Source organism: Bradyrhizobium sp., from assembly GCF_016219575.1.
In the GTDB taxonomy this organism is placed as follows: Bacteria; Pseudomonadota; Alphaproteobacteria; order Rhizobiales; family Xanthobacteraceae; genus Bradyrhizobium.
Genome location: NZ_JACRMG010000029.1, coordinates 62695 through 87706, shown reverse-complemented (window position 1 = coordinate 87706; position 25012 = coordinate 62695). Strand labels below are relative to the sequence as shown.

General features: G+C 64.7%; 24 protein-coding genes and 1 other RNA gene. 7 read left to right on the top strand and 18 right to left on the bottom strand.

Going from position 1 to position 25012, the window contains the following annotated elements:
- Positions 1 to 117: 117 nt before the first annotated feature.
- From murD to rsmH, 7 genes are all read right to left on the bottom strand, one after another.
- A complete protein-coding gene (gene murD, locus HZB49_RS23060) occupies positions 118 to 1518 on the bottom strand; it encodes a UDP-N-acetylmuramoyl-L-alanine--D-glutamate ligase (protein ID WP_291615504.1) in 1401 nt (466 codons plus the stop codon).
- 112 nt (positions 1519 to 1630) lie between these two features.
- Entirely contained in the window at positions 1631 to 2737 is a 1107-nt protein-coding gene (gene mraY, locus HZB49_RS23055) for a phospho-N-acetylmuramoyl-pentapeptide-transferase (protein ID WP_291615501.1), read from the bottom strand.
- 133 nt (positions 2738 to 2870) lie between these two features.
- Complete coding sequence (murF, locus tag HZB49_RS23050) at positions 2871 to 4253, bottom strand: UDP-N-acetylmuramoyl-tripeptide--D-alanyl-D-alanine ligase (protein WP_291615499.1); 1383 nt, start codon at positions 4251 to 4253, stop codon at positions 2871 to 2873.
- Positions 4250 to 5704, bottom strand: a complete 1455-nt coding sequence (locus HZB49_RS23045) for a UDP-N-acetylmuramoyl-L-alanyl-D-glutamate--2,6-diaminopimelate ligase (RefSeq protein ID WP_291615497.1) — start codon at positions 5702 to 5704, stop codon at positions 4250 to 4252. Before HZB49_RS23045 ends, murF begins: the two co-directional genes overlap by 4 nt.
- Before the next feature lie 56 nt (positions 5705 to 5760).
- A complete protein-coding gene (locus HZB49_RS23040) occupies positions 5761 to 7497 on the bottom strand; it encodes a penicillin-binding protein 2 (protein WP_291615495.1) in 1737 nt (578 codons plus the stop codon).
- Positions 7494 to 7880 (bottom strand): hypothetical protein, encoded by a 387-nt coding sequence (locus HZB49_RS23035; RefSeq protein ID WP_291615493.1) that lies wholly within the window; start codon positions 7878 to 7880, stop codon positions 7494 to 7496. Before HZB49_RS23035 ends, HZB49_RS23040 begins: the two co-directional genes overlap by 4 nt.
- Positions 7881 to 7882: 2 nt before the next feature.
- Positions 7883 to 8878, bottom strand: a complete 996-nt coding sequence (gene rsmH / locus HZB49_RS23030; RefSeq protein ID WP_291615491.1) for a 16S rRNA (cytosine(1402)-N(4))-methyltransferase RsmH — start codon at positions 8876 to 8878, stop codon at positions 7883 to 7885.
- Positions 8879 to 9349: 471 nt separating this feature from the next.
- On the opposite strand from rsmH, the gene HZB49_RS23025 reads away from it, so the two are divergent.
- Positions 9350 to 10213, top strand: a complete 864-nt coding sequence (locus HZB49_RS23025) for an N-acetylmuramoyl-L-alanine amidase (protein ID WP_291615489.1) — start codon at positions 9350 to 9352, stop codon at positions 10211 to 10213.
- A gap of 222 nt (positions 10214 to 10435) precedes the next feature.
- On the opposite strand, the gene HZB49_RS23020 is transcribed toward HZB49_RS23025, so the two are convergent.
- The 4 genes from HZB49_RS23020 to HZB49_RS23005 are packed head-to-tail and all read right to left on the bottom strand — an operon-like array spanning position 10436 to position 13338.
- A complete protein-coding gene (locus tag HZB49_RS23020) occupies positions 10436 to 11311 on the bottom strand; it encodes an amidohydrolase family protein (RefSeq protein WP_291615487.1) in 876 nt (291 codons plus the stop codon).
- Between the two features lie 12 nt (positions 11312 to 11323).
- Positions 11324 to 11716 carry a RidA family protein gene (locus tag HZB49_RS23015; RefSeq protein WP_291615484.1) on the bottom strand — a complete coding sequence of 131 codons (393 nt, stop codon included), beginning with the start codon at positions 11714 to 11716 and terminating at the stop codon, positions 11324 to 11326.
- On the bottom strand, positions 11713 to 12342 hold the full coding sequence (locus HZB49_RS23010) for a flavin reductase family protein (RefSeq protein ID WP_291615482.1): 630 nt from the start codon (positions 12340 to 12342) through the stop codon (positions 11713 to 11715). Before HZB49_RS23010 ends, HZB49_RS23015 begins: the two co-directional genes overlap by 4 nt.
- A 30-nt stretch (positions 12343 to 12372) precedes the next feature.
- Positions 12373 to 13338, bottom strand: coding sequence for a tripartite tricarboxylate transporter substrate binding protein (locus tag HZB49_RS23005; RefSeq protein WP_291615480.1), 966 nt, complete (start codon positions 13336 to 13338; stop codon positions 12373 to 12375).
- A 124-nt stretch (positions 13339 to 13462) separates the two neighbouring features.
- Between HZB49_RS23005 and HZB49_RS23000 the strand changes: the two genes are divergently transcribed.
- On the top strand, positions 13463 to 14251 hold the full coding sequence (locus HZB49_RS23000) for an IclR family transcriptional regulator (protein ID WP_291615478.1): 789 nt from the start codon (positions 13463 to 13465) through the stop codon (positions 14249 to 14251).
- Between the two features lie 109 nt (positions 14252 to 14360).
- Here the strand turns inward: HZB49_RS23000 and HZB49_RS22995 are convergent, their stop codons facing one another.
- From HZB49_RS22995 to HZB49_RS22985, 3 genes are all read right to left on the bottom strand, one after another.
- Positions 14361 to 14783 (bottom strand): hypothetical protein, encoded by a 423-nt coding sequence (locus tag HZB49_RS22995; protein WP_291615476.1) that lies wholly within the window; start codon positions 14781 to 14783, stop codon positions 14361 to 14363.
- A gap of 67 nt (positions 14784 to 14850) precedes the next feature.
- Positions 14851 to 16107 (bottom strand): RNA polymerase sigma factor, encoded by a 1257-nt coding sequence (locus HZB49_RS22990; RefSeq protein WP_291615789.1) that lies wholly within the window; start codon positions 16105 to 16107, stop codon positions 14851 to 14853.
- 11 nt (positions 16108 to 16118) lie between these two features.
- A complete protein-coding gene (locus tag HZB49_RS22985; RefSeq protein WP_291615474.1) occupies positions 16119 to 16469 on the bottom strand; it encodes a YciI family protein in 351 nt (116 codons plus the stop codon).
- Between the two features lie 147 nt (positions 16470 to 16616).
- Between HZB49_RS22985 and rnpB the strand changes: the two genes are divergently transcribed.
- Positions 16617 to 17098: RNase P RNA component class A (gene rnpB, locus HZB49_RS22980), an RNA gene on the top strand.
- A 249-nt stretch (positions 17099 to 17347) separates the two neighbouring features.
- Here rnpB and HZB49_RS22975 read toward each other — a convergent pair.
- On the bottom strand, positions 17348 to 18151 hold the full coding sequence (locus tag HZB49_RS22975) for an aspartyl/asparaginyl beta-hydroxylase domain-containing protein (protein ID WP_291615472.1): 804 nt from the start codon (positions 18149 to 18151) through the stop codon (positions 17348 to 17350).
- Positions 18152 to 18160: 9 nt separating this feature from the next.
- Between HZB49_RS22975 and HZB49_RS22970 the strand changes: the two genes are divergently transcribed.
- On the top strand, positions 18161 to 18316 hold the full coding sequence (locus HZB49_RS22970; protein ID WP_291615470.1) for a hypothetical protein: 156 nt from the start codon (positions 18161 to 18163) through the stop codon (positions 18314 to 18316).
- 114 nt (positions 18317 to 18430) lie between these two features.
- On the opposite strand, the gene HZB49_RS22965 is transcribed toward HZB49_RS22970, so the two are convergent.
- The gene (locus HZB49_RS22965) at positions 18431 to 20470 is read right to left on the bottom strand and encodes a PAS-domain containing protein (RefSeq protein ID WP_291615468.1); all 2040 of its coding nucleotides are present in this window, start codon (positions 20468 to 20470) and stop codon (positions 18431 to 18433) included.
- Between the two features lie 236 nt (positions 20471 to 20706).
- On the opposite strand from HZB49_RS22965, the gene HZB49_RS22960 reads away from it, so the two are divergent.
- Positions 20707 to 20955, top strand: a complete 249-nt coding sequence (locus tag HZB49_RS22960) for a DUF6719 family protein (protein ID WP_291615466.1) — start codon at positions 20707 to 20709, stop codon at positions 20953 to 20955.
- 48 nt (positions 20956 to 21003) lie between these two features.
- Here the strand turns inward: HZB49_RS22960 and HZB49_RS22955 are convergent, their stop codons facing one another.
- Complete coding sequence (locus HZB49_RS22955; RefSeq protein ID WP_291615464.1) at positions 21004 to 21720, bottom strand: alpha/beta hydrolase; 717 nt, start codon at positions 21718 to 21720, stop codon at positions 21004 to 21006.
- Between the two features lie 142 nt (positions 21721 to 21862).
- On the opposite strand from HZB49_RS22955, the gene HZB49_RS22950 reads away from it, so the two are divergent.
- Both HZB49_RS22950 and HZB49_RS22945 read left to right on the top strand, forming a co-directional pair.
- On the top strand, positions 21863 to 22606 hold the full coding sequence (locus HZB49_RS22950) for a sulfite exporter TauE/SafE family protein (protein WP_291615462.1): 744 nt from the start codon (positions 21863 to 21865) through the stop codon (positions 22604 to 22606).
- A 73-nt stretch (positions 22607 to 22679) separates the two neighbouring features.
- Positions 22680 to 23615 carry a DMT family transporter gene (locus HZB49_RS22945; protein WP_291615460.1) on the top strand — a complete coding sequence of 312 codons (936 nt, stop codon included), beginning with the start codon at positions 22680 to 22682 and terminating at the stop codon, positions 23613 to 23615.
- Here the strand turns inward: HZB49_RS22945 and HZB49_RS22940 are convergent.
- Positions 23587 to 24963 (bottom strand): MATE family efflux transporter, encoded by a 1377-nt coding sequence (locus HZB49_RS22940; RefSeq protein ID WP_291615458.1) that lies wholly within the window; start codon positions 24961 to 24963, stop codon positions 23587 to 23589. The genes HZB49_RS22945 and HZB49_RS22940 overlap by 29 nt on opposite strands.
- Between the last annotated feature and the right edge of the window lie 49 nt (positions 24964 to 25012).

Below are 25012 nucleotides of genomic sequence, written 5' to 3'. Positions count from 1 at the left end.
TCAGCTGTCATACCCCGCGCATGCGGGGTATCCAGTACGCCGAGGCTTCTCGGTTCGAACTCAGACGTCTCTTGAATACTGGATCGCCCGCCTTCGCGGGCGATGACAAGCTGGGGCTTACACCACCGGCTTGACGCCGGGGAGCGCGGTGACGAGTTCGCGGAAGGCGGCGCCGCGGATTTCGAAGTTGCGGTACTGGTCGAACGAGGCGCAGGCGGGCGACAGCAACACGACGGGATCGGCAAGGCCGGAGGCTTCGGCGTCGCGCGCGGCGTTGGCGACCGCAACGTCCAGCGTCTGCGAGATCTCGTGCGGCACGCGATCGCCGAGGGTGGTGGCGAATTCGGCCGCCGCCTCGCCGATCAGATAGGCCTTCTTGATGCGCGGAAAATATTCCGCGAGCCCCGTGATGCCGCCGGCCTTCGGTTTCCCCCCGGCGATCCAGAAGATTTCGCCGAAAGACGACAACGCATGCGCGGCGGCATCGGCATTGGTGCCCTTGGAGTCGTTGACGAACAGCACGCTGCCGCGGCGACCGACCTGCTCCATGCGGTGCGCAAGCCCGGGAAAGCTGCGCAGGCCGTTTTGCAGTGTTTCGGCGCTGATGCCCATCGCCAGCGCGCAGGCAGCAGCGCACGCCGCATTCTGCGCGTTGTGCAGGCCGCGCAGCGAGCCGATGCCGCCTAACCGCGCGATCTCCGTGCGGGCGCCGCCGTCGGCGCGCACGATGGTCTCACGCTCGACATAGATGCCGCTGGCCAGCGGATTCCTCACGGAAATGCGCACGATGTTCTTGCCCGCGCGGTCGAGGCGGTCGGCGATGTTGCGGCACCAGCCATCATCGACACCGACGATGGAGGTGCCATCCCGCTGCACGCCAGCGACGAGGCGCTCCTTCACCGCGGCGTAACGCTCCAGCGTGCCGTGGCGGTCGATATGGTCCTCGCTGACATTGAGCAGGATGCCGACGGAAGGATCGAGCGAGGGCGCGAGGTCGATCTGGTAGGACGACATCTCAATGACGTGCACGCGGCCCATGCGCGGCGGCTCCAGCGACAGGATCGCGGTGCCGATATTGCCGCCCATCTGGGTGTCGTAGCCGGCGAATTTGGTCAGATGCGCGATCAGCGCCGTCGTCGTCGACTTGCCGTTGGTGCCGGTGATGGCGACAAACGGCGCATCGGGCGCGTGGCGTCGCCGCTCCCGGCAGAACAGCTCGATGTCGCCGACCACTTCCACGCCGGCCTGCCGCGCCATCAGGACGCTCCAGTGCGGCGCCGGATGCGTCAGCGGCGCACCGGGGGTGAGGACCAGGGCGGCGAAGTTCTGCCAGGACACGCTGCGCAGGTCCGCAGTGATGAAACCGGCCTGCGCGGCCTTGGCAACATTGTCGGCATTGTCGTCGGCGGCGATGACGTCGGCGCCGCCCGCTTTCAGTGCGTGACAGCTCGCCAGCCCCGAGCCGCCGAGGCCGAAGACGGCGACCGTCCTGCCCGCAAAGGAGGTGACGGGGATCATGACTACCCCATCGTCATTCCGGGGCGCGCGAAGGGCGAACCCGGAATCTCGAGATTCCGGGTTCGATGCTGGCGCATCGCCCCGGAATGACGGTGGAAGGTCCGCAACGCCATCAACGCAGCTTCAGCGTGGAGAGGCCGACGAGCGCCAGCATCACCGAGATGATCCAGAAGCGGATCACGATCTGCGGCTCGGTCCAGCCCTTCTGCTCGAAATGATGATGCAACGGTGCCATGCGGAACACGCGCTTGCCCGTCATCTTGAACGACACCACCTGCACGATGACCGAGACCGCTTCGAGCACGAACAATCCGCCGATCACGGCGAGCACGATCTCGTGCTTCACCGCCACGGCCGTCGCACCGAGCATGCCGCCGAGCGCGAGCGATCCGGTGTCGCCCATGAAGATCGAGGCCGGCGGCGCGTTGAACCAGAGGAAGCCGAGGCCGGCGCCGAGCACTGCGCCGCACAGCACGGCAAGTTCGCCGGTGCCGGCGACGTAGTTGATCTGCAGGTAATCGGAGAACACCGCATTGCCGGTCAGGTACGCGATCATGCCGAAGCTGGCGGCGGCTATCATCACCGGCACGATAGCAAGGCCGTCGAGGCCGTCGGTCAGGTTCACCGCGTTGCCGGCGCCGACGATGACGAAGGCGCCGAAGATCACGAAGAACCAGCCGAAATTGATGAAGAGCTCCTTGAAGAACGGAATCTGCAGAGTCGTCGACGACGCATCGCGGCCGAGCCGCACCAGCAGATAGCACGCGGCCAGCGCGATGATGCCCTCGATCAAAAGCCGCAGCTTGCCGGCAAAGCCGGAGTGCGACTGCTTGGTTACCTTGAGGTAATCGTCATAGAAGCCGACGAAGCCGAAGCCGAGCGTCACCGCGAGTACGATCCAGACATAGGGATTGACCGGGTTGGCCCAGAGCAGCGTCGAGACGACGAGGCCGGAAAGGATCATCAGCCCGCCCATGGTGGGCGTGCCCTTCTTGGCGATGAGATGGGATTGCGGGCCGTCGGTGCGGATCGGCTGGCCCTTGCCCTGGCGCAGGCGCAGATGATCGATGATCCAGGGTCCGAACAGGAACACGAACAGCGCGCCGGTCACCATCGCCCCTCCGGTGCGGAAGGTGATGTAGCGGAACACGTTCAGCAGGCCCTTGAGGAAGCCGAGCAACGGAACCGTGTTCGAAAGTTCGATCAGCCAATACAGCATTCAATATGCCCCATGCCGCCGGCGCGGCCGTGCCGGAACGGCGAGACGCCCTTTAACCACGGCCTTGCGACAAGCGCGAGTCATGGCGGGTTGAAAGTTTGCAAGTCTCATCTGAAAGCCTGCCATATGCAGTTCACGCCTTTGACTGCAGTGCAGCGACCAGCCTGGGGACGAACTTGTTCACCCAGAACATCTTCTTGCTGCCCTTGACCACCACGACGTCGCCGCCGCGCAGCAGGCTCGCCACCTGCTGCGGCTCCAGCGTGGCCGGGTCTTCATGCCAGCCCAGCCCCTTGTCCCTGGGCAGCAGGGCATAAAGATGATGCATCAGGGGACCGACGCAATAGACGCCGTCGATGCCGTCGAGATGCTTGGCCAGGCCCGTGTGATAGGACGGCGCCTCGTCGCCGAGTTCCAGCATGTCGCCGAGGATGGCGATGCGGCGGCCCTTTGCGACCGGGCGCGCCTTCAGGCTGTCGAGGGCTGCGACCATGCTCGCCGGGTTGCCGTTGAAACTGTCGTCGATCAGGGTGGCGCCCGCCACCGTCTGCTCGACGCCGCGGCCGGTCATGATGCCGACATCGTTGAGCTCCGGCGCGAGCGCCACCGCGTCGAGGCCGGCGGCGTAGACCGAGGCAAGGGCCGCGAGCGCATTGTGCAGGCGATGCGGCGCGCCGGGCGTCAGTGCGAAGGAAACTTGCTTGCCGCCGACATCAGCGGTGACGTCCCAGCTTTCGCCGCGCGCGGCATGCTTTGTCTCGCGCACTTCCGTATTGGCACCGAAACGGATGGTCTTGCCCTTCCATTCCGGCGCGTCGACGTCGGGCGGCAGCACCAGCACGCCATCACCAGGCAGGCCCTGCGCGATGGACACCTTCTCGCGGCGGATCGCCTCAAGGCTGCCGAGCTTTTCCAGATGCACCGGCTGCACGTTGACGACGAGCGCCACCGTCGGCCGCGCCAGTCCGGACAGGCGCGAGATTTCGCCGACCTGGTTCATGCCCATCTCGACGACCCAGACGCTGGCGTCGGGATTTCCGTTGCACAGCGTCAGCGGCACGCCCCAGAAATTGTTGAAGCTGGAGGGGCTGGCGAACGCGTTCGGATAGGCGGCGATGAATTCCTTTGTGCTGGTTTTTCCCGCGCTGCCGGTCAGCCCGATCACCGGTCCCTTGTAGCGGGCGCGGGCGGCGCGGCCGAGCGCCCAGAGGCCGTCGATCAGCGTGTCCTTGACGATGAGTTGCGGGACGGTGACGCCCTCGATCCGGTGCGGCACGATCATCGCCACCGCGCCGGAGCTTTGCGCGTTCGCAGCAAACTCCCAGCCATCGCGCGCGCTGGCGAAGCTCGAAATGAATCCGCCGCTCGGCGTGCCGCTGAGCGCGATGAAGAGACTGCCCGGCTTCACCAGGCGGCTGTCCTGCGTGACGAAATCGATTGCCGTATCGGGAAACTTTTCCGACAAGCCCAGCGCCCGGGCGACTTCGGCGACGGTCCACAGCGGCTTTGCGCTCATGCCACCCTCGATGAAAGTGCGGCCGCGACCGCGTCGTGATCGCTGAAGGGAAGCGTCTTGTCGCCGACGATCTGGCCGGTCTCATGGCCCTTGCCGGCGATCAAGAGCGCATCGCCCGGCTCGAGCGCCGCGACGCCGGCGCGGATCGCCTCGTTGCGATCGCCGATTTCCTTGGCGCCCTTTGCAGCGGCAAGGATGGCGGCACGGATCGCGGCGGGATTTTCGCTGCGCGGATTGTCGTCGGTGATGATCACGCTGTCGGCGTTCTCCGCCGCGATCGCACCCATGATCGGACGCTTGCCGGCGTCGCGGTCGCCGCCGGCGCCAAACACGACGACGAGTTTGCGTTTCGCGTAAGGCCGCAGCGCCTGCAGCGCCTTTGCCAACGCGTCCGGCTTGTGCGCGTAGTCGACGAAAACAGGCGCGCCGTTGCGCTCGCCGACGCGTTCCAGCCGGCCCTTGGCGCCTTCGAGCTTCTCGATGGCGGCAAAGACCTTTTCCACTTCGCTACCGGTGCCGATGGCGAGACCGGCCGCGACCAGCGCGTTCTCGATCTGGAATTCGCCGACCAGCGGCAGCCTGATTGCGTGCTTGCGGCCGCGATGCCCGATGACGAGCCTTTGTGCAAAGCCTTCGATGGCGGCATCGAGCAGACGGATGCCCTCCAGACCGTCCGCCTTGCGGCCTACCCTGATGATGCGCAGCTTTCGCGCACGCGCGGCCTCGATCACCTCGTGCGAGCAATCGTGATCGGCGGAGATCACCGCCGCGCCGCCGTCGATCACGAGATCGCGGAACAGCCGCAGTTTTGCGTTGAGGTAGTGCGCGACGTCGGGGTGATAATCCATGTGGTCGCGCGACAGGTTGGTGAAGCCGCCGGCGGCGACGCGCACGCCGTCGAGGCGGAACTGATCGAGGCCGTGCGAGGACGCCTCGAATGCCAGATGCGTGACGCCGTCCCGCGCGATCTCGTCGAGCTGACGGTGCAGCGCGATCGGGTCGGGCGTGGTCAGCGAGCCGTAGACGGTGCGCTTCGGCGAGACCAGACCGATGGTGCCGATGCTCGCGGATTCATGGCCGAGGTTTTGCCAGATCTGGCGGGTGAACGCCGCGACGGAAGTCTTGCCGCTGGTGCCGGTGACGGCCGCGATGGTCTGCGGCTGCCTCGGAAAGAATTTCGCCGCCGCCAGCGCCAGCGCGCGGCGCGCATTCGATGTCACGACAAAGGGAACGCGCGCACCCTCGGGCCGGTGGTCGCTCGCGACCGCAACGGCGCCCGCCGCAATAGCCGCATCGATGAAGCGCGAACCGTCGGTTTTGCTACCTGCCAGCGCGAAGAACAGGTCGCCCGGCCTGACCACGCGGCTGTCGACGGCGAGCCCCCTCACCTCGACCCCCTGCGTTAGCGGATCGATCGTGGCATCGGTGCCAAAGAGGTCGCGAAGTCGCATGCTGTTCCAGTCCGGCCTGCCGCGGAGACTCAATATCCGCGAGCCCGACCAGTGGATTACTGATTTGTCCTCGATGCTGCAAGAATGAGGCGGTCGGACGGCGGCAGGTCGAAGCGGGGTTCGACCCCCAGGAGGGGCGCAATACGGGCAATGACGTTGCCGCCGGTCGGGACCGCATTCCAGCCCGAGGTGATGAACCCGTGGGTTTCCGGCAGCGGCTTGGGCTCGTCCAGCATGATCAGGAGCTGGTATTGCGGATTGTCGGCCGGCAGGACCGCCGTGAAGGAGTTGAGCACCTGCTTCTTGGAATAGCGGCCGTTCACCACCTTTTCGGAGGTGCCGGTCTTGCCGCCGATGTAGTAGCCCTTGACGTCGGCCTTCTTGGCGGTGCCGATCTCGGCGTTGAGGCGCATCAGGTAGCGCATCTTTTCCGAGGTCTCGGGCTTGATGACCCGCCTCGCCATCGCCTTCGCATCTTCCTCGGAGCGCTTCAGGAAGGTCGGTGGGATCAAGAGCCCGCCATTGACCATGGCGTTGATGCCCATCACCGCCTGCAGCGGCGCCACAGCGATACCGTGACCGAAGGCGATCGTGATGGTGTTGAGCTCGCTCCAGCGCTTGGGAACGATCGGCGAGGCGCTCTCCGGCAATTCCGTGCGCAGCCGCTCGAGCTGGCCGACCTTCCTCAGGAAAGTCTTGTGTGCCTCGACGCCCTGGCTGAGCGCCACGCGCGCAGCACCGACGTTCGACGAGAAGGTGAACACTTCCGACAGCGTGATGGAGCGGCCGAGCGGATGGGTGTCGTGAATGGCGAACTTGCCGTAGTGCAGCGCGCCGCGCGCGTCGAAGAGCGTGTTGAGGTTGGCCCTGCCGGAATCCAGCGCCATCGCCAGCGTCAGCGTCTTGAAGGTCGAGCCCATCTCGAACACGCCCGTGGTGAGGCGGTTGATGCGCTCGGGGTCGTGCGCTTCCTTGGGGTTGTTGGGATCGAAATCCGGCAGCGACACCAGGGCGACGATCTCTCCGGTCCTGACGTTGGAGACGAGGCCGGAGGCGGCCCTGGCCCTGTACTTGTCCTTGGCCTTCAATAGCTCGTCGCGCAGCGCGTGCTCGACGCGCAGGTCGATCGACAGTTCCACCGGCTTCTGCAGCCGGTCGGTGGCAAAGCCCGCGCGATGCAGATCGGCCAGACCGTTGCTGTCCAGCCACTTCTCCATGCCGGCAATGCCTTGGTTGTCGATGTTGACCAGGCCAATCAGGTGAGCGACCTCGGCGCCGGTCGGATAGACGCGCTTGTTCTCGCGCAGGAAGCCGATGCCGGGAATGCCGAGCTTGTGGATGGCCTGCTGCTGCTTGGGCGAGATTTCGCGCTTCAGCCAGACGAAGCCCTTGCGCGTGGACAGGCGGTCGCGCACCTCGATGGTGTCGAGGTCGGGCAGCACGCCGGTCAGGAGCTCGATCGCCTCGTCCTTGTCGATGATGCGGCGCGGCTCGGCAAACAGGCTGGGCGTCTTGATGTCGGTGGCGAGGATCTCGCCATTGCGGTCGACGATGTCGGGTCGCGCGGTGGCAATCGCATCCTGCGAGGCGGCACGGCGCGCGCTGTGGCTGTCGGCGCCGATCGCGAACATGACGAGCCGCCCGCCGATCACGGCATAGATAGCGGCAAAGGCCACGATGGCGAAGCCGACGCGGGCGCGCGCCTTGACGTTGCGGTCGACATTGCGCCCGTAGAGCAGGCTGCGGATCAGCCGCTGCCGCCAGGGTTCGATGGGCCTTACGTGCTCGCTCATCGCCGCGCTCCGCCTGAAGGCACCGAGCCGGTGACGACCGCGGCGTCACTCGCCGCTTCGATGGTGTTGAGCATCGAGCCGATCGGATCGGGGTCGCGGGCGAAATTCGGCGGGCGTTCCGGCAGGTTCTTCAACTGGTCGTATTGCTGGGCGGTGACCGGCTTCAGCGCGAGATGGCGCTCGGTCAGGCCCTGCAGCCGCAGCGGCGCGTCGAGCTTGGCCCATTCGGCGCGCAATATCGCGATCGCGTCGCGTTGCTCGCGGATCTCGGCATTGAGCCGCTGCACGCGCTCGACGCGGGAAGTCGACTCCATCTTGATGCGATAGACATAGGCCGCCGCGAACACCAGCATGCCGACGACGAGGAAGTGGATGATCCGCACGATCAGCCTCCCCTCAGGACGTCGGCGAGCCGCGGCCAGTCCGGCAAGCTGTCTTCGCCATGGGCGGGAGCCGCCGTGCGCTCGGCCGCGCGCAGCTTCGCCGAGCGTGCGCGCGGATTGGCCGCGATCTCGGCTTCGCCGGGCGTGACCGGACGCTTGGTCAGAATCTCGAAGCTGGTCGCGGCCTTTGCCACTTCAGGCAGATGCCGCGAGCCGGCGGAAACCTTACCACGATCGGCCAGGAAATTCTTGACGATGCGGTCTTCCAGCGAATGGAAGGAAACGACGACGAGCCGTCCGCCCGGCTTCAGCACGCGCTCGGCGGCGGCGAGCGCCTCGTGCAGCTCATCGAGCTCTTCGTTGACGAAGATGCGCAGCGCCTGGAACGTCCGGGTCGCCGGATGGATCTCGTTCGGCTTGGCGCGCACCACTTTGGCGACGAGTTCGGCCAGCGCCCGCGTGGTCTTGATCGGTGCGTCCTTGCGGGCGGCTGCGATGGCGCGGGCGATGCGTCGGGAATTCCGCTCCTCGCCATAGATGTAGATGATGTTGGCGAGATCCGTTTCGGACGCTTTCGCGACCACGTCCGCCGCGGTCGGCCCGTCCTGCCCCATCCGCATGTCGAGCGGCCCGTCGAAGCGGAACGAAAAGCCGCGCTCGGCCTGGTCGAGCTGCATCGAGGAGACGCCGACATCCATGACGACGCCGTCGACGGCAGCCGCGCCCTGCGCGGCGCAGACATCGGCGAGATTGGAGAAGCGGTCCTGTACCAGGACCAGCCGGCCTTCCGACCGGTCGACAAGATCGAAGCCACCGGCAATGGCCGTGCGGTCGCGGTCGATGCCGATCACCCTCGTCCTGGCAATCTCGAGGATCGACCGGCTGTAGCCGCCGGCCCCGAAGGTCGCATCGACATAGATGCCGCCCGCGCGCGGCGCGAGCCATTCGATCGCCTCGCGGCCGAGCACGGAGACATGGCGCTGGATGGAAGCGCTCATGCCAGGGCCCCGACCGCGGCGCGCCGGACGGAATGAGGGAACCCTGACGCTGACAGGCCCATCGCGCTCAAAACCCCTGCGTCTCAAATCCCCACAGCTAACCGGGCTGGTCCGGTCGAAATGCCGTCGCAGGCCAGGACCGCCGGTCCCTGGGGGCCGCAAACCCTGTTCTAGAGACGGAATTTGCCGGGCTGCCATGGGATTTCGAACGCGAAAATGGCCTTGGCCGCTCCCACAGGGGGCGCGGCTCTTCACCACTTAGTAACGGCACTTAGCCTTAAGAAAGCGTTGACGGTTGGGCGCGGCTCTTGCGCGCTCGTCTTGCCGCGCGACGCGCACTGATGCTTCCTGCACACACTCCGCCAAAATGCGATAGGCTGCGTGACTTCCCGGATTGCCACGACCAGATCGTAAAGGAATAGTAAACGTCCACTCTTGTCTGCCGTCGTCTTGCCCGGTTTGGGTTTTGTCATGCCTTCTGGTTCGTTCGCGTCTGCTGGTATTGATTCGAAGCGTCAACGCGCCCTCCCCGTTCCCAAGGGCACCGCGGACATGAAGGCCTTTACCCCGGATTCCTCGATCGCGTCCGACGTCATTCCCTCGCCCAACTATGGCGAGCGGAACAAGGGCCGCGCGCCCGACATGATCCTGTTGCACTACACCGGCATGCCCGACGTCGAGGGCGCCATCGCCCAGCTCTGCACGCCCGGCACCGACGTGTCCGCGCATTACATCGTGCTGGAAGACGGCCGTATCGTGCAATGCGTGCCCGAAGCCAAGCGCGCCTGGCATGCCGGCGTCTCGACCTGGGCCGGCGAGGACGACATCAATTCCTGCTCGATCGGCATCGAGATCGTCAACCGCGGCCATGACTGGGGCTATCCGGACTATCCGTTGCGCCAGATCGCGGCCGTCATCGCGCTGTGCCGCGGCATCATGCTCCGCCGCAACATTCCCGCCCATCGCGTGCTCGGCCATTCCGACGTCGCGCCTTCGCGCAAGAAGGACCCCGGCGAGAAGTTCCCGTGGCATTCGCTGGCCAATTCCGGCGTCGGCCACTGGGTGCAGCCAGCGCCGATCGTGCGCGGCGAGCTGCTGCAGCTCGGCTCGATCAGCGACGACGTCATGAACATGCAGACGGCGTTCGCCAAGTACGGTTACGGCATTCCCGTCACCGGCAAGTATGACGGCGCGACCATGGAGGTGGTCTCCGCATTCCAGCGTCACTTCCGTCCCGCCAAGATCGACGGCGTCTTCGATCATTCGACCATGGAGACGCTTCATGCCTTGCTGTCGAGCCTGCCGAGCGAGGCGGTGAACATCGCGGCAAGGTAATTCCGCAGCGGCGGCGAGCCCCCTCACCCCGTCTTCGTTGGGGGAAGAGACGAGCGAAAGCCTGGCTCTTGGAGGGTCGGGGTGAGGGGAAGCCGCCCGCGGAGCGTGTTGTCATCCCGCGCATGCGGGCGGTCCAACCGGTAGGATGGGTAGAGCGAAGCGAAACTCATCATGCATCCGCATCGGGAAAGAAGTGATGGGTTTTGCTTCGCTCTACCCATCCTACTCTGCAAACCCGAACAGCTTCGCCGGATTGCGAACGAGGATTTTCTCCAGCGTCGCTTGATCCGGCGCGTAGCGGTACATCAGCTCGAGCAGGTCGGCGTCGTTCGGCGGCTGCACCACCGAGACCGGATGCGGCCAGTCGCTGGCCCAGACGCAGCGGTCGGGCGCGGCCTCGATATAGGCGCGTGCGATCGGGATGACGTCGTCCCAGGGCGGACCCGCCTTCGACGTCTTCTCGCCCAGCGACAGCATCACCCAGAAATTGCCCTTCGACAGCAGCTCCAGCATCTTGCGCAGGTTCGGATCGTCCTTGCCGCGCAAGGGATCGGGGCGCGCCATGTGGTCGATCAGCACGGGCACGTCGAGCGAGGCGTATTTGTCGACACTGGAGACGATGCCGTCCTTTTCCGGCTGGATTTTTGCGTACCAGCCGAGTTCGCGGATCCGCGCGATGGCGCGTGCAAAGTCCTTGTCCGAAAGCACCGCGCCAAGCTCCTGGCGGAAACTGAAGCGCGCGCCGCGCACGCCGGCATCGTGCAGCTTGGCGAGGTAAGCGTCATCCTTTTCGGCAAATACCAGCGCGTTGGCGCAACCGCGATAGCCCTTGCCCATGGCGGCAAGGCCGTCGAGCACCACCGCGTGGTCGGCGCCGTAGGTCGTGGTCTGCACGATGATGCCGCGCTCGATGCCGAGCGCCTTGTGCATGCGCAGCGCCGCTTCCCATGTCGCGGTCGGCATGCGATAGGCCGCGCCCGGCCGCTCCGGATATTTTTCAACCGGCCCGAGCACGTGAAACTGGCTGTCGATGGTTCCCTTCGGCGGCAATCGCGAGGGCTGGCGCGGGTTCGGATCGAACGGAAGATAGGTCGGCACCAAAAACTCCTGTCAGTCGATGACGGCGGTGAAGTCGCACTGCACCAGCGCGCCGCCTTCCATGTTGTCCATCTGCAGCGCGTGGCGCGCAGGCCGCGAATGCTCGTCGGGAAACATCTTCAGCCACTCGGCATTGACGGGCGCACGCTGCGAACGGTCCTTCAGCCACACCGTCATCTTGATGATGTCGTCGGTGGAACCGCCGGCGGCCTCCACCGTCGCCTTCATATGCGCGAACATGTTGGCGCATTGCGCTTCCAGGCTGTCCGGCATCTTGCCGGCGGAGTCGCGGCCCAGGATCACGCCGGACATCACGAGATTGCCGATGCGGCTGGCATTCGGAATCGGATTGGCGTGCTTGAACCCGCCGATGTGGATGCTCCTGCGGCGCGATGGTCCGGTCATGACGATTCCCCTTCGGTCGATTTCGACGTTTGAAACACCGTATTCAGCGTCACGATCTCGCCGAGGCGGGCGTAGCGCGGCCCGGCGATGCGCGCGATCGGGTCGAGCTGTTTCGTTTCCACCTTGCCGTTGTTCATCAGCCCGTCGCGGAGGTGGAACATCACGACTTCGCCAACGATGAGCCGGCTCCTGACCTCGCCGAACTCGAGACATTGATGAAAGCGGCACTCCATCGCGACCGGCGGCGCGGCGAGGCGCGGCACCCCGATCAGCTCGCTCGGCACGGTCTCCAGCTTGAGATGCTCGACTTCGCTGACTTCAGGCGGATGCTCGACCGAACTCTCGTGCAGGACGTTCATCAGTGGCGTGTCGGCGATGTGGATGACGTACTCCCGCGTGTCGAGGATGTTGTGGGCGGTGTCCTTCCATACGCCGGCCTTGCGGCCGACGCTGATAGCGAGCATCGGCGGCTTTTGCGAGACGAAGGTGAAGGCGCTGAACGGGGCGAGGTTGAGCACGCCCTTGGCCGACAGGCTCGTGACCCAGGCGATCGGGCGCGGCACCACGATGCCGGTCATCAGGCGGTAGATGCGTTCCGCACCGAGCTCGCTGGGATCGATCCGCATAACCGCCTCGCCACCGCGCCTGTCCGGCAATCAATCGGCCTTGATGTTGGCCTTGCGCACGACGGGAATCCATTTGGCGTCCTCGCGCGACAGGTACGCCCTGAAATCGACCGGCGTCATCGCCACCGCTTCGGCGCCGAGCTTGTTGAATTTCTCGACGACGGAGGCGTCCTTCAGGATCGCCGTCATCGCTTCCTGCAGTTTCGCCACGATCGGCGCGGGCGTCCCGGCGGGCGCGAACAGGCCGGTAAAGGTCTGGGCATCGAAGTCGGGGTAACCCAGTTCCTTGAAGGTCGGCACGTCCGGCAGCCACGACGTGCGCTGCGCGCTGGTGACGGCGAGCGGCCGCAGCATGCCGTTCTTGAAGTACTGCAGCGCGACCGAAATCTGGTCGAAGGCAAAATGCACCTGCCCGCCGATCAGGTCGTTGGTGGCCGGCGCATTGCCGCGGTAATGCACGGTGACCCATTGCAGGCCGAGCGATGACTGCGCGAGTTCGCTGAGCAGATGATTGGTGGTGCCGGCGCCGGGCGAGGCCATGGTCAGCTTGCCGGGCTCACGCTTCACGAGGTCGAGGAATTCCTTGAGGTTCTGCGCCTTGACGGAGGGATGGACCTCCAGCACCAGCGGCGTCATCGAGATCGTGGTGATCGGGACGAAGTCGCGCTTCCAGTCATAGGCGTCGCGCTTGGCGATTTCGGGGGCGAACAGCACCGGCCCGTTGGCGCCGACGAACAGCGTGTAGCCGTCATTGGGCGATTTCGCGAAGGCCTCGCCCGCGATCAGCCCGCCGGCGCCGGCCTTGTTCTCGATGATGAAGGGCTGGCCGAGACGTTCCTGCAGCTTGTCGGCGACGATGCGGGCGGCAGTATCGACATTGCCGCCTGGTGGATAGGGCACGATCAGCTTGACGTTCCGCGCCGGCCATTCCTGGGCGGCTGCCGGGCCGGCGAGAACCGCCGCGAGCGCAGCCGCCATCAGCGTCCGAAATCTCATCGCATCCTCCCGAAGCGCGGCGGATCGGGTCCGCCAGCTTTGGCGGCGATCATTGGATTACCGACTTTACCTGTCGACTGAATTATGCCGTTCTTGTCCACATTGTGGACATCGGGTCTGCGGCATGACGGCTCACGGCAGGACGGAACCGCGGCAAGGCGCGCAGGCGATCCGGCGCGCGCTGGCCGTGTTGCGCATTCTCGCCGCCGGCCGCGAGACCGGCCTGCCGCTGGCCGAGGTGGTGCAGGCCACCGGACTGACCCGCCCCACCGTGCACCGGATCGTGCATGCCCTCATCGAGGAAGGCATCGTCGAGCGCAGCGAAAAGACCGGCCGCTACGCGATCGGCAACCAGGTGCCGGAACTGGCGCTGGCCCGCCCGTCGCGTTCGCCGCTGCTCGCAGCCGCCGACGAGGTGCTGCGGCGAACCTCGCGGCAGGTCGGCGACACCCTGTTCCTGACGGTGCGGACCGGCAACGACACACTATGCGTCGATCGCCGGATCGGCGCCTGGCCGATCCAGGTGCTCTCGATCGAGATCGGCGCGCGGCGACCGCTCGGCGTCTCCAGCGCGGGCGTCGCCATCCTCGCCGCGCTGCCGGCACCGGAAGCGCGAAGGATCGTCGCCGCCAACGAAGCAAGATTTTTGGCCTATCGCACCAACATTTCAGCGGTGCTCGCGCAAATCGCCGCCGCCAGACGAAGGGGCTACAATCTGCGCGAGGTCGGCCTCGTGCAGGGGACGAAGTCGATCTCCACCTGGATCAAGACCGTCGACGGCCGTCCGGCGGCCGCGATCACGGTTTCGGCCGTGCGCTCGCGGCTGGGGCCGCGCCGCGAGCAGGAAGTCGCGGAGACCCTGCTGAACGCCTCGCGCGACATCGAGCGGGCGCTGCAATCCGTCGGCCCATAGCGCGCCATCGAACACGGTGTGTAGGATGGGTAGAGCGAAGCGAAACCCATCACCTCTCCGCGCAAGAAATCGATGGGTTTCGCTTCGCTCTACCGATCCTACGATTTCATTATCTCCTGATCTCGGTGATCTTCACTTTCACCGAACCGCCCTCTTTGTAGATGCGGTAGTCATATTCGACATTGCCGCCGCCCTTCAGCGCGAGGCTCGCCATGCAGGTGACTTCGCTATCGGTCTTGCCGACGCTCTTGATGAAATTGTACTTCGAGGCGTTGAACTTGTTATCCCGGTTCAGGTCGGAGAGAGTGTCGCGCGTGGTCTGCGCATCGCACGCCGGAAGGCTGCCGACGCTCGTCACCTTGTCGATCAGGCCGGCGGTGGTCGCAAGCGCCGTGATCGCGGCGAAGGTGTAAAGCAGGTAGCGCAGCCATTTCGGCCCCTTGCGCGCCGCGTTGACCATCATGACGGTGCCCACCGCCCCGGATGCGGTCGAGTAATAGTTCGGCGAGGACAAATCCTTTTCGTCAGCCATGGCAATTCCCCCTTGAATAAAGTGGGGATTCTAGACCCGGCGACAGGGTTGGCAAGCCGAGGGGCGGTCAGCCCTTGGTCGCGGCAACCCGATCCAGTTCAACCAGACGGCGCGCATAGAGGCGGCGCAGCGGCTCAAGTTGCGTCGCCGCGGTCGCTGCCAGATAGGCCGCGCGCGCGGCATCATGGCGACCGAGCCGACGCAACAGGTCGGCGCGCACCGCGGGCAACAATTCGTAGCCTTTCAGGGTGCCGCGCGCCTCCAGCGCGTCGATCAGTTGAAGCGCGCGCTCCGGACCGTCCACCATCGATACCGCGGCGGCGTGGTTGAGCTCGATCACCGGCGACGGGCTGATGCGCAGCAGCACCTCGTAGAGGCCGGCGATCTGCGGCCAGTCGGTGTCTTCGTAGTTGGGCGCGCGCGCATGCAGCGCGGCGATCGCCGCCTGCACCGCGTAAGCATCCGGCCGGCCTGGCATGCGCAGCGCGTCCTCGACGAGGGCGAGCCCCTCCGCGATCTGTGCGCGGTCCCACGATGAACGGTCCTGCTCCTCCAGCAGCACGATGTCGCCGCCATCGGTCTCGCGCCCGGCGCGGCGCGCATCATGCAGCAGCATAAGCGCAAGCAGGCCCTTGATCTCGCCGCGGCCTGGCATCAACCCGTCCAGCAGCCGCGCCAACCGGATCGCCTCGCGCGCGAGGTCCGGACGCATCAGGTCTTCGCCCGACGTCGCCGCATAGCCTTCGGTGAAGACGAGATAGATCACCGCGAGCACGCCGCGCAGCCGCGGCTCCAGCGCGTCGCGCTCCGGCACTTCATAGGGTATGCCGGCGAGACGAATCTTCTGCTTGGCGCGGGTGAGCCGCTGCGCCATCGCGTCCTCGCTCGCCACAAATGCACGCGCCACCTGCGCCGTGCTCAGCCCGCACACCGTGCGCAGGGTCAGCGCGACCTGCACCTCCGGCGCAAACGACGGATGGCAGCAGGTGAAGATCAGCCGCAGCATGTCGTCGTCGAGCACGACGTCGCCGGCCTCGCATGCCGCAGATGCGTTGAGCTCGAGCTCGTGCGTCAATTGCTGCTGCTTGCCGCGGAAGGCGACGTTGCGGCGGATACGGTCGATCGCCTTGTTGCGCCCGACATTGACCAGCCATGCGCGGGGGTTGGCCGGCATTTCGCCCTGCGGCCAGCGCTCCAATGCGGCTGCGAACGCTTCCTGCAGCACATCCTCCGCCAGATCGAAATCGCCGACGAGGCGAATCAGCGTGGCCATCGCCCGGCCCGCCTCGTCGCGGAATGTTCTTTCGATATCGGCGGAGGTCATGACGGCAGTGATCAATCATAGATCATGATCGGCCGGACCTCGATCGAACCTGCCCTGGCACCGGGAATCCGCGCAGCGATCGCGATCGCGGCGTCGAGATCCTTGGCTTCAACCAGGTAATAGCCGCCGAGCTGTTCGCGCGTCTCGGCGAACGGACCGTCCGTAGTCAGGGTCTTGCCGTCGCGGACCCGCACCGTGGTCGCAGTCGTGCTCGGTTGCAGGCCGTCGCCGGATTTGAAATTGCCGCTCTGGACGATGGATTGCGTAAACGCGCCGTAGTCCGCCATCATTTGCTTGCGCGCCGCGGCGTCCATTTTGCCGAGTTCGGCTTCGCTCCGGTAGATCAACAACAAATACTGCATCGCTCTCATCCTTCTGATCGGCGGGGTTGCCGACATCCGGTCGAACGGCCTGCGGCCCAAACGACATGTTCAGGATAGTTTATTTTCGCCGGTTCCGGCCGTGCTCTCCGCTTGACGCGGGCCGCCCCAGCCCCCATCACAGGGGCGTCAGTCGGCCGGACGGCCGCTCCGGCTAGGGTCGAAAGGCTGCCGGAGAGGAAAGTCCGGGCTCCATCGACATGCGGTGCCGGATAACATCCGGCGGGGGTGACCCCAGGGAAAGTGCCACAGAGAACGAACCGCCCCCGCCTCCGCCCTTTGGGCTTCGGCGAGGCAGGCCCTCGGGCCTGCTACGACGTAGCAGCGCAAGCTGCGAAGGCGAGAGCAAGGGTGAAAAGGTGCGGTAAGAGCGCACCGCGTTTCCGGCAACGGAGACGGCACGGCAAACCCCACCGGGAGCAAAACCGAATAGGGACGGCATCGCGGGCTGTTCGCGAAAGCGATAACGCCGCAGGGCTATGTCAGGCTCGCCGTCCGGGTAGGTTGCTCGAGGCCATGTGCGAACATGGTCCCAGAGGAATGGCCGTCACGTATCGTCTGCGCAAGCGGGCGGTGCCCTACAGAACCCGGCTTACAGGCCGGCTGATACGTCTAAATGAGGGGCTCGGCGCGAACACGCCGGGCCCCTCGCCATTTTTGGATGATGTCGTGCCGCTGGAATTCAATAACGATTGTCCGCTGTCCCGGAAGCGGAAGTCACCACTCAGTCACTGCACAAAATCGCTGGCTACGACTTCGTCGGCATCGCAGCCCGAGTTGCCTGTTCTCTATCGATGTGAAGGGTGCTCCGCATCCAGCCAACCGGTGCCGTTTACCCATCTCGCATTCTGCCGACCTTCTCAAACAAACGCTGTCGCCAGAAACGCGGCAATGATACCGCCGACCAAAAAGTACTTCACCGAGTAGTAAACTCGCTTGTTCCAGGCCTTCATCCGCTTGCCGAACAGCCGCACCTGATACACGTAACTGAAAATTCGGTTGATCCAGCCGATCCGCTCGCCCTCCTCATTCTGGGTCGCGCTCTCGTTGATGATGTGTTTGCCGAACCAGCGGTTGATCCCGGTCATCACACGGGTACGAAGCGGTCGCTCGACGTCGCAGAACAAGATGACGCGGTCATCGCTGGTAGTGTTCTCGGCGTAGTGCAGATAGGTCTCATCGAACAGCAAACCCTTGCCCTCACCCCAGTAGTGCGGTTCGCCGTCGATAATGATGCGACATTCGCCGGGCGACTTCGGTACCATCAGTCCCATGTGGTAGCGCAGCGAGCCGGCGTAGGGATCGCGATGCTGCACCAGCTTGCCGCCCGGCGGCAGGCTGGCGAACATTGCCCCCTTGATGCTTGGGATCGAATTCAACAGTTCAACGGTCTTTGGGCAATTGGCGATCGCCGACGGCAGCGGCGCATCGTACCATTTCAGGTAAAACCGCTTCCAACCGGTGCGGAAGAACGAATTGAAACCCCAGTCGTTGTATTTGTCCGCGGCCTTGATCTGTCCGTGCGCATACAGGGCCAGCGCCTCGTCGCGGATCGGCTGCCAGTTATCGCGCAGCTTTTTGAGATCCGGGATCAACTCCTCGTCCAAGATCGGCCGGTTCGGCACCGCCGAGAACAGGTACATCAGCACATTGTAGGGCGCCATCAGGGTGGAATGGTCCGTGAACTGCCGCCAGAAGCCGAGCCGCACCTTGCCCCTGAAATGGACGGCGATGGCGGAGCCAACAAAGGCCCAGAGGATGAGGAATTGCGGCGCGAAGAGACGCATTACCATGGCGAAAATCCAGAAAATAACCCAGTTTCTGAATAGGTCAGATAATCTCGCAGAACTTGATCTTCGTCAAAGGGTTGGGATTTGAGCTGCCGGCCTTTTTTCTGGAGCTTCGCATCCGGGCCCCTCGCCATCTTGAACACCAGCAGGCATCTAGCTGCGCCGCTTCAGCTCGGCCAACACCTCTTCCAGCACCTTGATCGCCTCGGAGCTGACCTGTTTCGTCAGGTCAACCAGAACCCGCAAACCATCGCGCTCCTGCAGCACCACCCTGCCGTCGTCCACGAGTTCATGATAGGTACCGAGAACCTTGTACACGTTAATTGGCCGCACAAAGCCCTTCACCGTCATCGGCGGGAATTCTTCGGTGAGCACGATTGCCTGCACCAGCGCATTGGTCTCGTAGGACAGCAGGATTCCCCCCGGCTCGGCCGCTGACTGAAGCCTCGCGGCCAGGTTCACCTGGTTGCCATAAATCGTGTAGTCCATGCGATCGCGGCTGCCGAAGTTGCCCACGGTGGCGAAGCCGGTGCTGATACCGATCCTCATCCGGAATGGACGCTCGAGCCCGCGCGCCCGCCATTCCTGTTCGAGTTCGCGCATGCGGCGCTGCATTGCTATCGCCATCGTCACGCAGGCCTTGGCGTCCTCCTGCATGCCCCTGGTTTCGGGGTCACCGAAGAACATCAACATCGCGTCGCCAATGAATTTGTCGATGGTCGCGCCGTGCGCAAGCGCAATCTTCGACATCTCGGTCAGATACTGATTGAGGACATCCGTCAGTTCTTCCGCTTCCAGCTGGTCGGTGGTTTCGGTGAAGCCTGCGATATCGGAAAAAAAGACGGTGAGCTTCTTGCGCTTGGCAGATATCTCGACCGTCTGCGCGCCGCTGAAGATCGACTCGTAAACCTGCGGCGACAGATACTTCGACAGCTTCGAGGAAAGCGCCTCGAGCATCCGGTTGTTCTCGGTGACACTGCCATTCGCCTCTTCCAGGCGTCGCTTGGCCTCAATGAGCGCATGCTCGGCGAGCTTCTGCTCGGTAACATCAGTCATCACAGTGACCGTCCCGCCCGAACTAACCTTGCGCCGACGGATGCGATAATGTCGGCCGCCCGGCGTCTTGTCCTCGAAGCTCGCCTCGGTCGGATGGCGCAGGCTGTCCACGCGTCGCGCGACCAGCGCATCAACGTCGCCCTTGCCGTAGTAGCCGTGCGTCGCCAGGTAGCGCAAGAAGTCGGGGTACGGTCGTCCCGCGCGAAGCAACTCGGGGGGAACCGGATATATTTCCCTGAAGCGGTCGTTGCAGAAGACGATGTTCAGATCCTCGTCGGTGTAGACGAGCCCGCCCGGCATGTTGTCGAGCGCCAAGTGAAGCTCGGCTTCCTTGTTTGCCAGATCCTGTTCCGCTTGCTTCTGCTCGGTGACATCTGTCATCACCGTCACCGTACCGCCGGCGGCGGCCCTGCGACGATGGATACGATAGCATCGCCCATCCGGCGTGATGTCCTCGAAGCTCTTGCCGGTCGGATGGCGCAGGCTCTCCACGCGCCGCGCAACCAGCGCCTCCACGTCACCTTCGCCATAGTAGCCATGGGTCGCGAGGTAGCGCAGGAATTGGGGATAGGGTTGGCCGGGCTCAAGCAATTCGGCGGGGACCGGATACATCTCTCTGAAGCGGTCATTGCAGAAGACGACGTTCATATCCTCATCGGTATGGACGAGCGCCCCGGGCATGTTGTCCAGCACCAGGTGAAACTCGGCCTCCTTGCTCGCCAACTCCTGCTCGGCCTGTTTTTGCCGGGTGACATCGGTCATCACCGTCACCGTTCCGCCTGCGGCCGCCCTGCGACGATAGATCAGATAGCATCGCCCATCCGGCGTGATGTCCTCGAAGCTCTTGCCGCTCGGATGACGCAGGCTTTCCACGCGCCGCGCTACCATCGTATCCACGTCGCCTTTGCCATAGTAACCATGCGTCGCGAGGTAGCGCAGGAACTGTGGGTAGGGTTGGCCCGATCGAAGCAATTCGGCAGGGACCGGGTACATCTCCCTGAAACGGTCGTTGCAGAAGACGATGTTGATATCCTCGTCGGTATAGACGAGCGCGCCCGGCATGTTATCGAGCGCAACCTGCAGGTGGCCGTCCATGACGGCAGCGGTCTCGGTCACACTTTGCAGAGGTTTGTCCATTGGACCCCTCGACCAGTGTTTCGGTGCTCAAGACTGCAAGCGAGCCGGCCCCTCAGAGCCCGGACCGCTGGCCATACCAGTTCCCGAACAGCGGGGAGATACTATGGCCTGTTCGCAAGCTTATCGCATGCCCGAACGAGCGGATACAATAAAGGGGGCCGTCGGGATAGGTTGCTTCACCTCGGCTTATACTTTGGGTAAACTGCAATGCGATAAAATCAAGCGGGGGAAGTGAGATGAATGGACACTTTCCGCTCCAGGCGCTCATTGTCACGGCATTATCGACGACGATGCTTGCCGCCGCAATCGCGGCTACGGTTCTGAAAGCGGAGCCTCCCATGGGGGCGCTGAAGGAAGGCCAGCGCGTTCTCGTGGATGACGGCTCTTGCGGTCCCGGCCAGATCAGGGAAGTGATCGGCGGCAACCACACGAAGGTTGGCGGCAAATCGAACATAATTCGTCAGTATCGATGCATCCCTCGATAATCTGGCGCATTATTGGCAGGCCTACTTGTCCAGAACAACCCTGCCATCTTACCCCGCCGCGACCTTCTCCAGCATCGTCATCAGCGCCTCCGGCGCGGTGACGTTCGGCGAATGGCTGGCATCGATCTCGTGGTAGCGCCAGGCGGTATCGTTCTTCGTCATCTTCGCGAACCGGCCAAAGATGTCGGCGGGCGCAATGCGGGTGGCGTAGATGTAGCTGCGCGGCAGGGTCAGAGGCGCCGACAACTTCAATTTCTGCTCGAAGCATTTGACCGGCATGTGGACGCGGCGCTCGCTGAGCCAGGCGACGTCCTCGGGCGAAGTGTCTGATGGCGTCGGGTTCGGCGGCACGCGCCAGCCGTCGCCGCTCTGCATCGCCTCCTGCATGCGCCGCTGCTCCGACTGAGGCAGAAAGTCCAGCAGCGACTGACCGTCCGCAGGCACGAAGGCGTCGATATAGATGAGCTGTTTCACGTTGTCGCGCGCGCGGTCGGCGACGCCGGTCGCGACCATTCCGCCATAGGAGTGGCCGATCAGCACGAAGTCGCGCAGGTCTTCGTACCTGATGACCTGCAGCATGTCGGTGATGTGTGTCTCCAGGTCGATCGCGGGATGCGCCAGATGCGCGCGCTCGCCGAGCCCCGTATAGGTCGGCGTCAGCAGGCGATGGCCGGCCCTGTTCATCAGCGGATGCATTTTCTTCCATGCCCACCCGGCCGACCAGGCGCCGTGACACACCAGGAATGTCTTCGGGGAAGAACTCATCGGGGCGTTTCCATCTGTTATTTCGTTGGCGGTCACGATAGTACCTGCCCGCGGCGGCGTGTAAACGATGCCGCAAATTCAACCGTCATTCCGGGGCGGCTCGCAGAGCCGAACCCGGAATGACGACAAAGGAAAAGAAAGAGTGGACGCCGCCACCTATGCCGTCCTGCTGTTCGGCGCACTGGCCGGCGGCTTCGTGTCGGGGCTCGCCGGATTTGGCACCGCGCTGATGGCGCTGGGCATCTGGCTCTATGTGCTGTCGCCTGCGCTGGCCGTGCCGCTGGTGCTGATCTGCTCGGTCTCCTCGCAGCTCTCCACCCTGCCGTCGATGTGGCGCCTGATGGACTTCAGGCTTGCCCTGCCCTTCGTGCTCGGCGGCCTCGCGGGCATGCCGGTCGGAGTACTGCTGGTCGAGCGTGCCGACCCGCGGGTCTTCAAGATGAGCGTCGGCGTGATGCTGATCGTGTTCCCGGCCGCGCTCTATCTGATCCGCAAGCCGATGGCATTCCGCTTCGGCGGCCGGCCGGCGGACGCCGCCGTCGGATTTGCCGGCGGCATTCTTGGCGGCCTCGCCGGCCTGTCCGGCCCGCTGCCGACCTTGTGGGCGAGCGTGCGCGGCTGGACCAAGGATCAGCGCCGCGGCGTGTTCCAGATTTTCAACGGCACCGTGCTCGGCGCGGCCCTCGCCCTGCAAATCGCCAGCGGCTTCGTCGCGAAGGAAGTGTTCTGGCTCGCTCTTCTGGCACTGCCGGGCACGCTGGCCGGCGCGCGGTTCGGCATGTGGACCTATCGTTCGCTGAGCGACCGCAATTTCTACGACATCGTGCTGGGCCTGCTCTTTCTCTCCGGCCTCGGCTTGCTGTGGAGCAGCATTGCACCGAGATGACGCGCGCATGGCGGCCATGTGCACCGACTGAGCCGGCTATACGGAATCGCGCGAAGCCGATAACCACACGGGCATGTCCTCCACCACGCACGTCATGCCGTCGCACGATCGGCGCGAACAATTCGGCCTCCTGCTCGGCTTCGTCGGCATGGCGATATTCGGCGGCACGCTGCCGGCGACGCGGCTCGCAGTGTCCGCCATCGATCCCGTCGCACTGACGGCGCTGCGTGCGGCGATTGCCGGCCTGTGCTCGCTGGCGCTGCTGATCGCGCTGCGCCGGCCGTTGCCGCCGCGCGCGCTGTGGCCGCAGATCGTCATCGCCATGATCTGCGTCGTCATCCTGTTCCCGCTGTTCATGGCGCAGGGCATGCAGACGGTCGATGCGTCGCATGGCGGCGTGGTGCTCGGCGTGCTGCCGATCGCAACGGCGCTGATCGCCGTCGCCATCACCCATGAGCGGCCGCGGCCGCTGTTCTGGATCGCCTCGCTCACCGGCGCTGCGCTCGTGATCGCCTTTGCGCTGCGCGACGGCGGTGGCACATTGTCGACGGGCGATCTCTTCCTGTTTGCCGCGGTGGCCGTCGCGGCGATCGGCTACGCCTTCTCGGGGCGCCTGACCGCGGGAATGCCGGGCTGGGAAGTCATCAGCTGGATACTGGTCATCGCGCTGCCGATCTCGATCCCGGCGGCCCTGCTCACCATGCCCGCCGACATCCTGCAGCTGCCCGCAAAGCCCCTGCTCGGCCTCGTCTATGTCACCCTGTTCTCGCAATGGATCGGCTTCTTTGCCTGGAACGCCGGCCTCGCCATGGGCGGCATTGCGCGGGTATCGCAGGTGCAGTTGCTGCAACCCTTCATCACCTTCGCACTCGCCTCCTACTTCAACGGCGAGACCATCACTTGGCAGATCCTGGCGTTCGCAGCAGCTGTCGTGGCGACGGTTGCGATCTCGACGCGGACGCGCGCGCAGAAGGCGCTCGCTACCCGGCCGCCATTGGCTCCGGACTGACTTTCCGCTCCAGCGGCGCCAGCCGTTTCCTCAACTCGCGGCGCAGCAGCCACAGCGCAAGGCCCGCCTGCAGCGTGGCGGTGGCGATCGACAGATACCAGACATGCTCGATCGCGAAGCCGGGCCGTGTCGAGAGCCAGATCACCGGCACCGCATAGGTCAACAGGCGGGTGCCCGAGCTCAGCAGCACCGGCTTGGTGTTGCCAAGGCCCTGGAACATGCTGTGGCAGGTGAAGATCACCCCCTGCGCCACCAGATTCAGCGACACGAAGTGCAGGAACTGTACGGCGACCGCCATCGCGTCCCGATCCTCCGAGAAGCCTGCGAGCAAAAGGCCGGGCTTCCATTGCGCCAGGATCATGAAGCCGATCATGACAGCGGTGGCGATCAACACTGCCTTGACGAAGGTTTCCCGTACGCGGCGGACATCGCCGGCGCCGAAATTCTGGCCGGCGATCGGCGCGGCTGCCAAAGCAACCGCCAGCGCGGGCATCTGGATCAGGCCCAGCACCCGCGTGCCGATACCAAACCCGGCCTGCGCCGCCGCGCCGAAATCGCGCAACACATAATAGATCACGCCCATCCACGCGAAAATGATCGCAAACTCGCCGCCGGCAGGCAGGCCGACATTGAGGACGCGGTTCCATTGCCGAAGCTGCGGACGCCACTGCGCTGGATCAAAGCGGACATAGCGCTCGAACCTGTGGAAATACGCAAAAAGCATCAGCGCGGCGATCAGGACGGCGATCGAACTCGCCAGGCCCGCACCGGCAACACCGAGCGCGTGGCCGGTACCCCAGCCTGCGATCAAGACCGGCGCCAGCGCGATGTTGAGGATGACCGCAAGCGCCTGCACCAGCATGGTCGGCCGCACGATGCCGGTGGCCCGCAGCGCGGCACCCATCACCTGCGTCACGAATTGCAGCGCCAGAGCCGGCATGAACCACAACAGATATGTGGTGCCCGCTTCGACAGTGGCCTCGTCGGCAGCGACGGCGCGCATATAAGACCGCGCCACCGCGAATCCCGCGACCAGGGTCAACAAGCCGCACAGCACCGACAGGATGATCGACTGGTTGAACACCAGGTTGGCGTCGGCGCGATCCCCGCGCCCGACGGCGTGCGCCATCAGCGCAACCGTACCGACACCCAGCACCTGCATCGCCCCGTTGATCAGGAATCCGGCATTGCCCGCCGCCGCCACGCCCGCGACGGCGGCTTCGCCGAGACCTGCGACGAAGTACAGGTCTACCAGCTGGCAGATCATGATGGTGACCATGCCGGCGACGATCGGCGGCGCCATGCTCAGGATGTGGCCCGCAATGGAGCCGCGCGTCAGGTCTTTCATTGTCAAAATCCATTTCCGGCGCGTGGCTGTCCGGACATTTGCCGGTCAG

What these genes read in the sequence shown, in the direction of transcription:
- rsmH (WP_291615491.1), bottom strand. Translation starts at nt 8,878, where the DNA reads ATGAGCGCTTCCATCCAGCGCCATGTCTCCGTGCTCGGCCGCGAGGCG.
- HZB49_RS22945 (WP_291615460.1), top strand. Translation starts at nt 22,680, where the DNA reads ATGTCCTCCACCACGCACGTCATGCCGTCGCACGATCGGCGCGAACAA.
- HZB49_RS23040 (WP_291615495.1), bottom strand. Translation starts at nt 7,497, where the DNA reads ATGAGCGAGCACGTAAGGCCCATCGAACCCTGGCGGCAGCGGCTGATC.
- HZB49_RS23010 (WP_291615482.1), bottom strand. Translation starts at nt 12,342, where the DNA reads ATGCGGATCGATCCCAGCGAGCTCGGTGCGGAACGCATCTACCGCCTG.
- HZB49_RS23045 (WP_291615497.1), bottom strand. Translation starts at nt 5,704, where the DNA reads ATGCGACTTCGCGACCTCTTTGGCACCGATGCCACGATCGATCCGCTA.
- HZB49_RS23005 (WP_291615480.1), bottom strand. Translation starts at nt 13,338, where the DNA reads ATGAGATTTCGGACGCTGATGGCGGCTGCGCTCGCGGCGGTTCTCGCC.
- murF (WP_291615499.1), bottom strand. Translation starts at nt 4,253, where the DNA reads ATGAGCGCAAAGCCGCTGTGGACCGTCGCCGAAGTCGCCCGGGCGCTG.
- HZB49_RS23015 (WP_291615484.1), bottom strand. Translation starts at nt 11,716, where the DNA reads ATGACCGGACCATCGCGCCGCAGGAGCATCCACATCGGCGGGTTCAAG.
- HZB49_RS23025 (WP_291615489.1), top strand. Translation starts at nt 9,350, where the DNA reads ATGCCTTCTGGTTCGTTCGCGTCTGCTGGTATTGATTCGAAGCGTCAA.
- murD (WP_291615504.1), bottom strand. Translation starts at nt 1,518, where the DNA reads ATGATCCCCGTCACCTCCTTTGCGGGCAGGACGGTCGCCGTCTTCGGC.
- HZB49_RS22965 (WP_291615468.1), bottom strand. Translation starts at nt 20,470, where the DNA reads ATGGACAAACCTCTGCAAAGTGTGACCGAGACCGCTGCCGTCATGGAC.
- HZB49_RS23000 (WP_291615478.1), top strand. Translation starts at nt 13,463, where the DNA reads ATGACGGCTCACGGCAGGACGGAACCGCGGCAAGGCGCGCAGGCGATC.
- HZB49_RS22985 (WP_291615474.1), bottom strand. Translation starts at nt 16,469, where the DNA reads ATGCAGTATTTGTTGTTGATCTACCGGAGCGAAGCCGAACTCGGCAAA.
- HZB49_RS22970 (WP_291615470.1), top strand. Translation starts at nt 18,161, where the DNA reads ATGGTCCGTGAACTGCCGCCAGAAGCCGAGCCGCACCTTGCCCCTGAA.
- HZB49_RS22960 (WP_291615466.1), top strand. Translation starts at nt 20,707, where the DNA reads ATGAATGGACACTTTCCGCTCCAGGCGCTCATTGTCACGGCATTATCG.
- HZB49_RS22995 (WP_291615476.1), bottom strand. Translation starts at nt 14,783, where the DNA reads ATGGCTGACGAAAAGGATTTGTCCTCGCCGAACTATTACTCGACCGCA.
- HZB49_RS22955 (WP_291615464.1), bottom strand. Translation starts at nt 21,720, where the DNA reads ATGAGTTCTTCCCCGAAGACATTCCTGGTGTGTCACGGCGCCTGGTCG.
- HZB49_RS22975 (WP_291615472.1), bottom strand. Translation starts at nt 18,151, where the DNA reads ATGGCGCCCTACAATGTGCTGATGTACCTGTTCTCGGCGGTGCCGAAC.
- mraY (WP_291615501.1), bottom strand. Translation starts at nt 2,737, where the DNA reads ATGCTGTATTGGCTGATCGAACTTTCGAACACGGTTCCGTTGCTCGGC.
- HZB49_RS22940 (WP_291615458.1), bottom strand. Translation starts at nt 24,963, where the DNA reads ATGAAAGACCTGACGCGCGGCTCCATTGCGGGCCACATCCTGAGCATG.
- HZB49_RS22990 (WP_291615789.1), bottom strand. Translation starts at nt 16,107, where the DNA reads ATGACCTCCGCCGATATCGAAAGAACATTCCGCGACGAGGCGGGCCGG.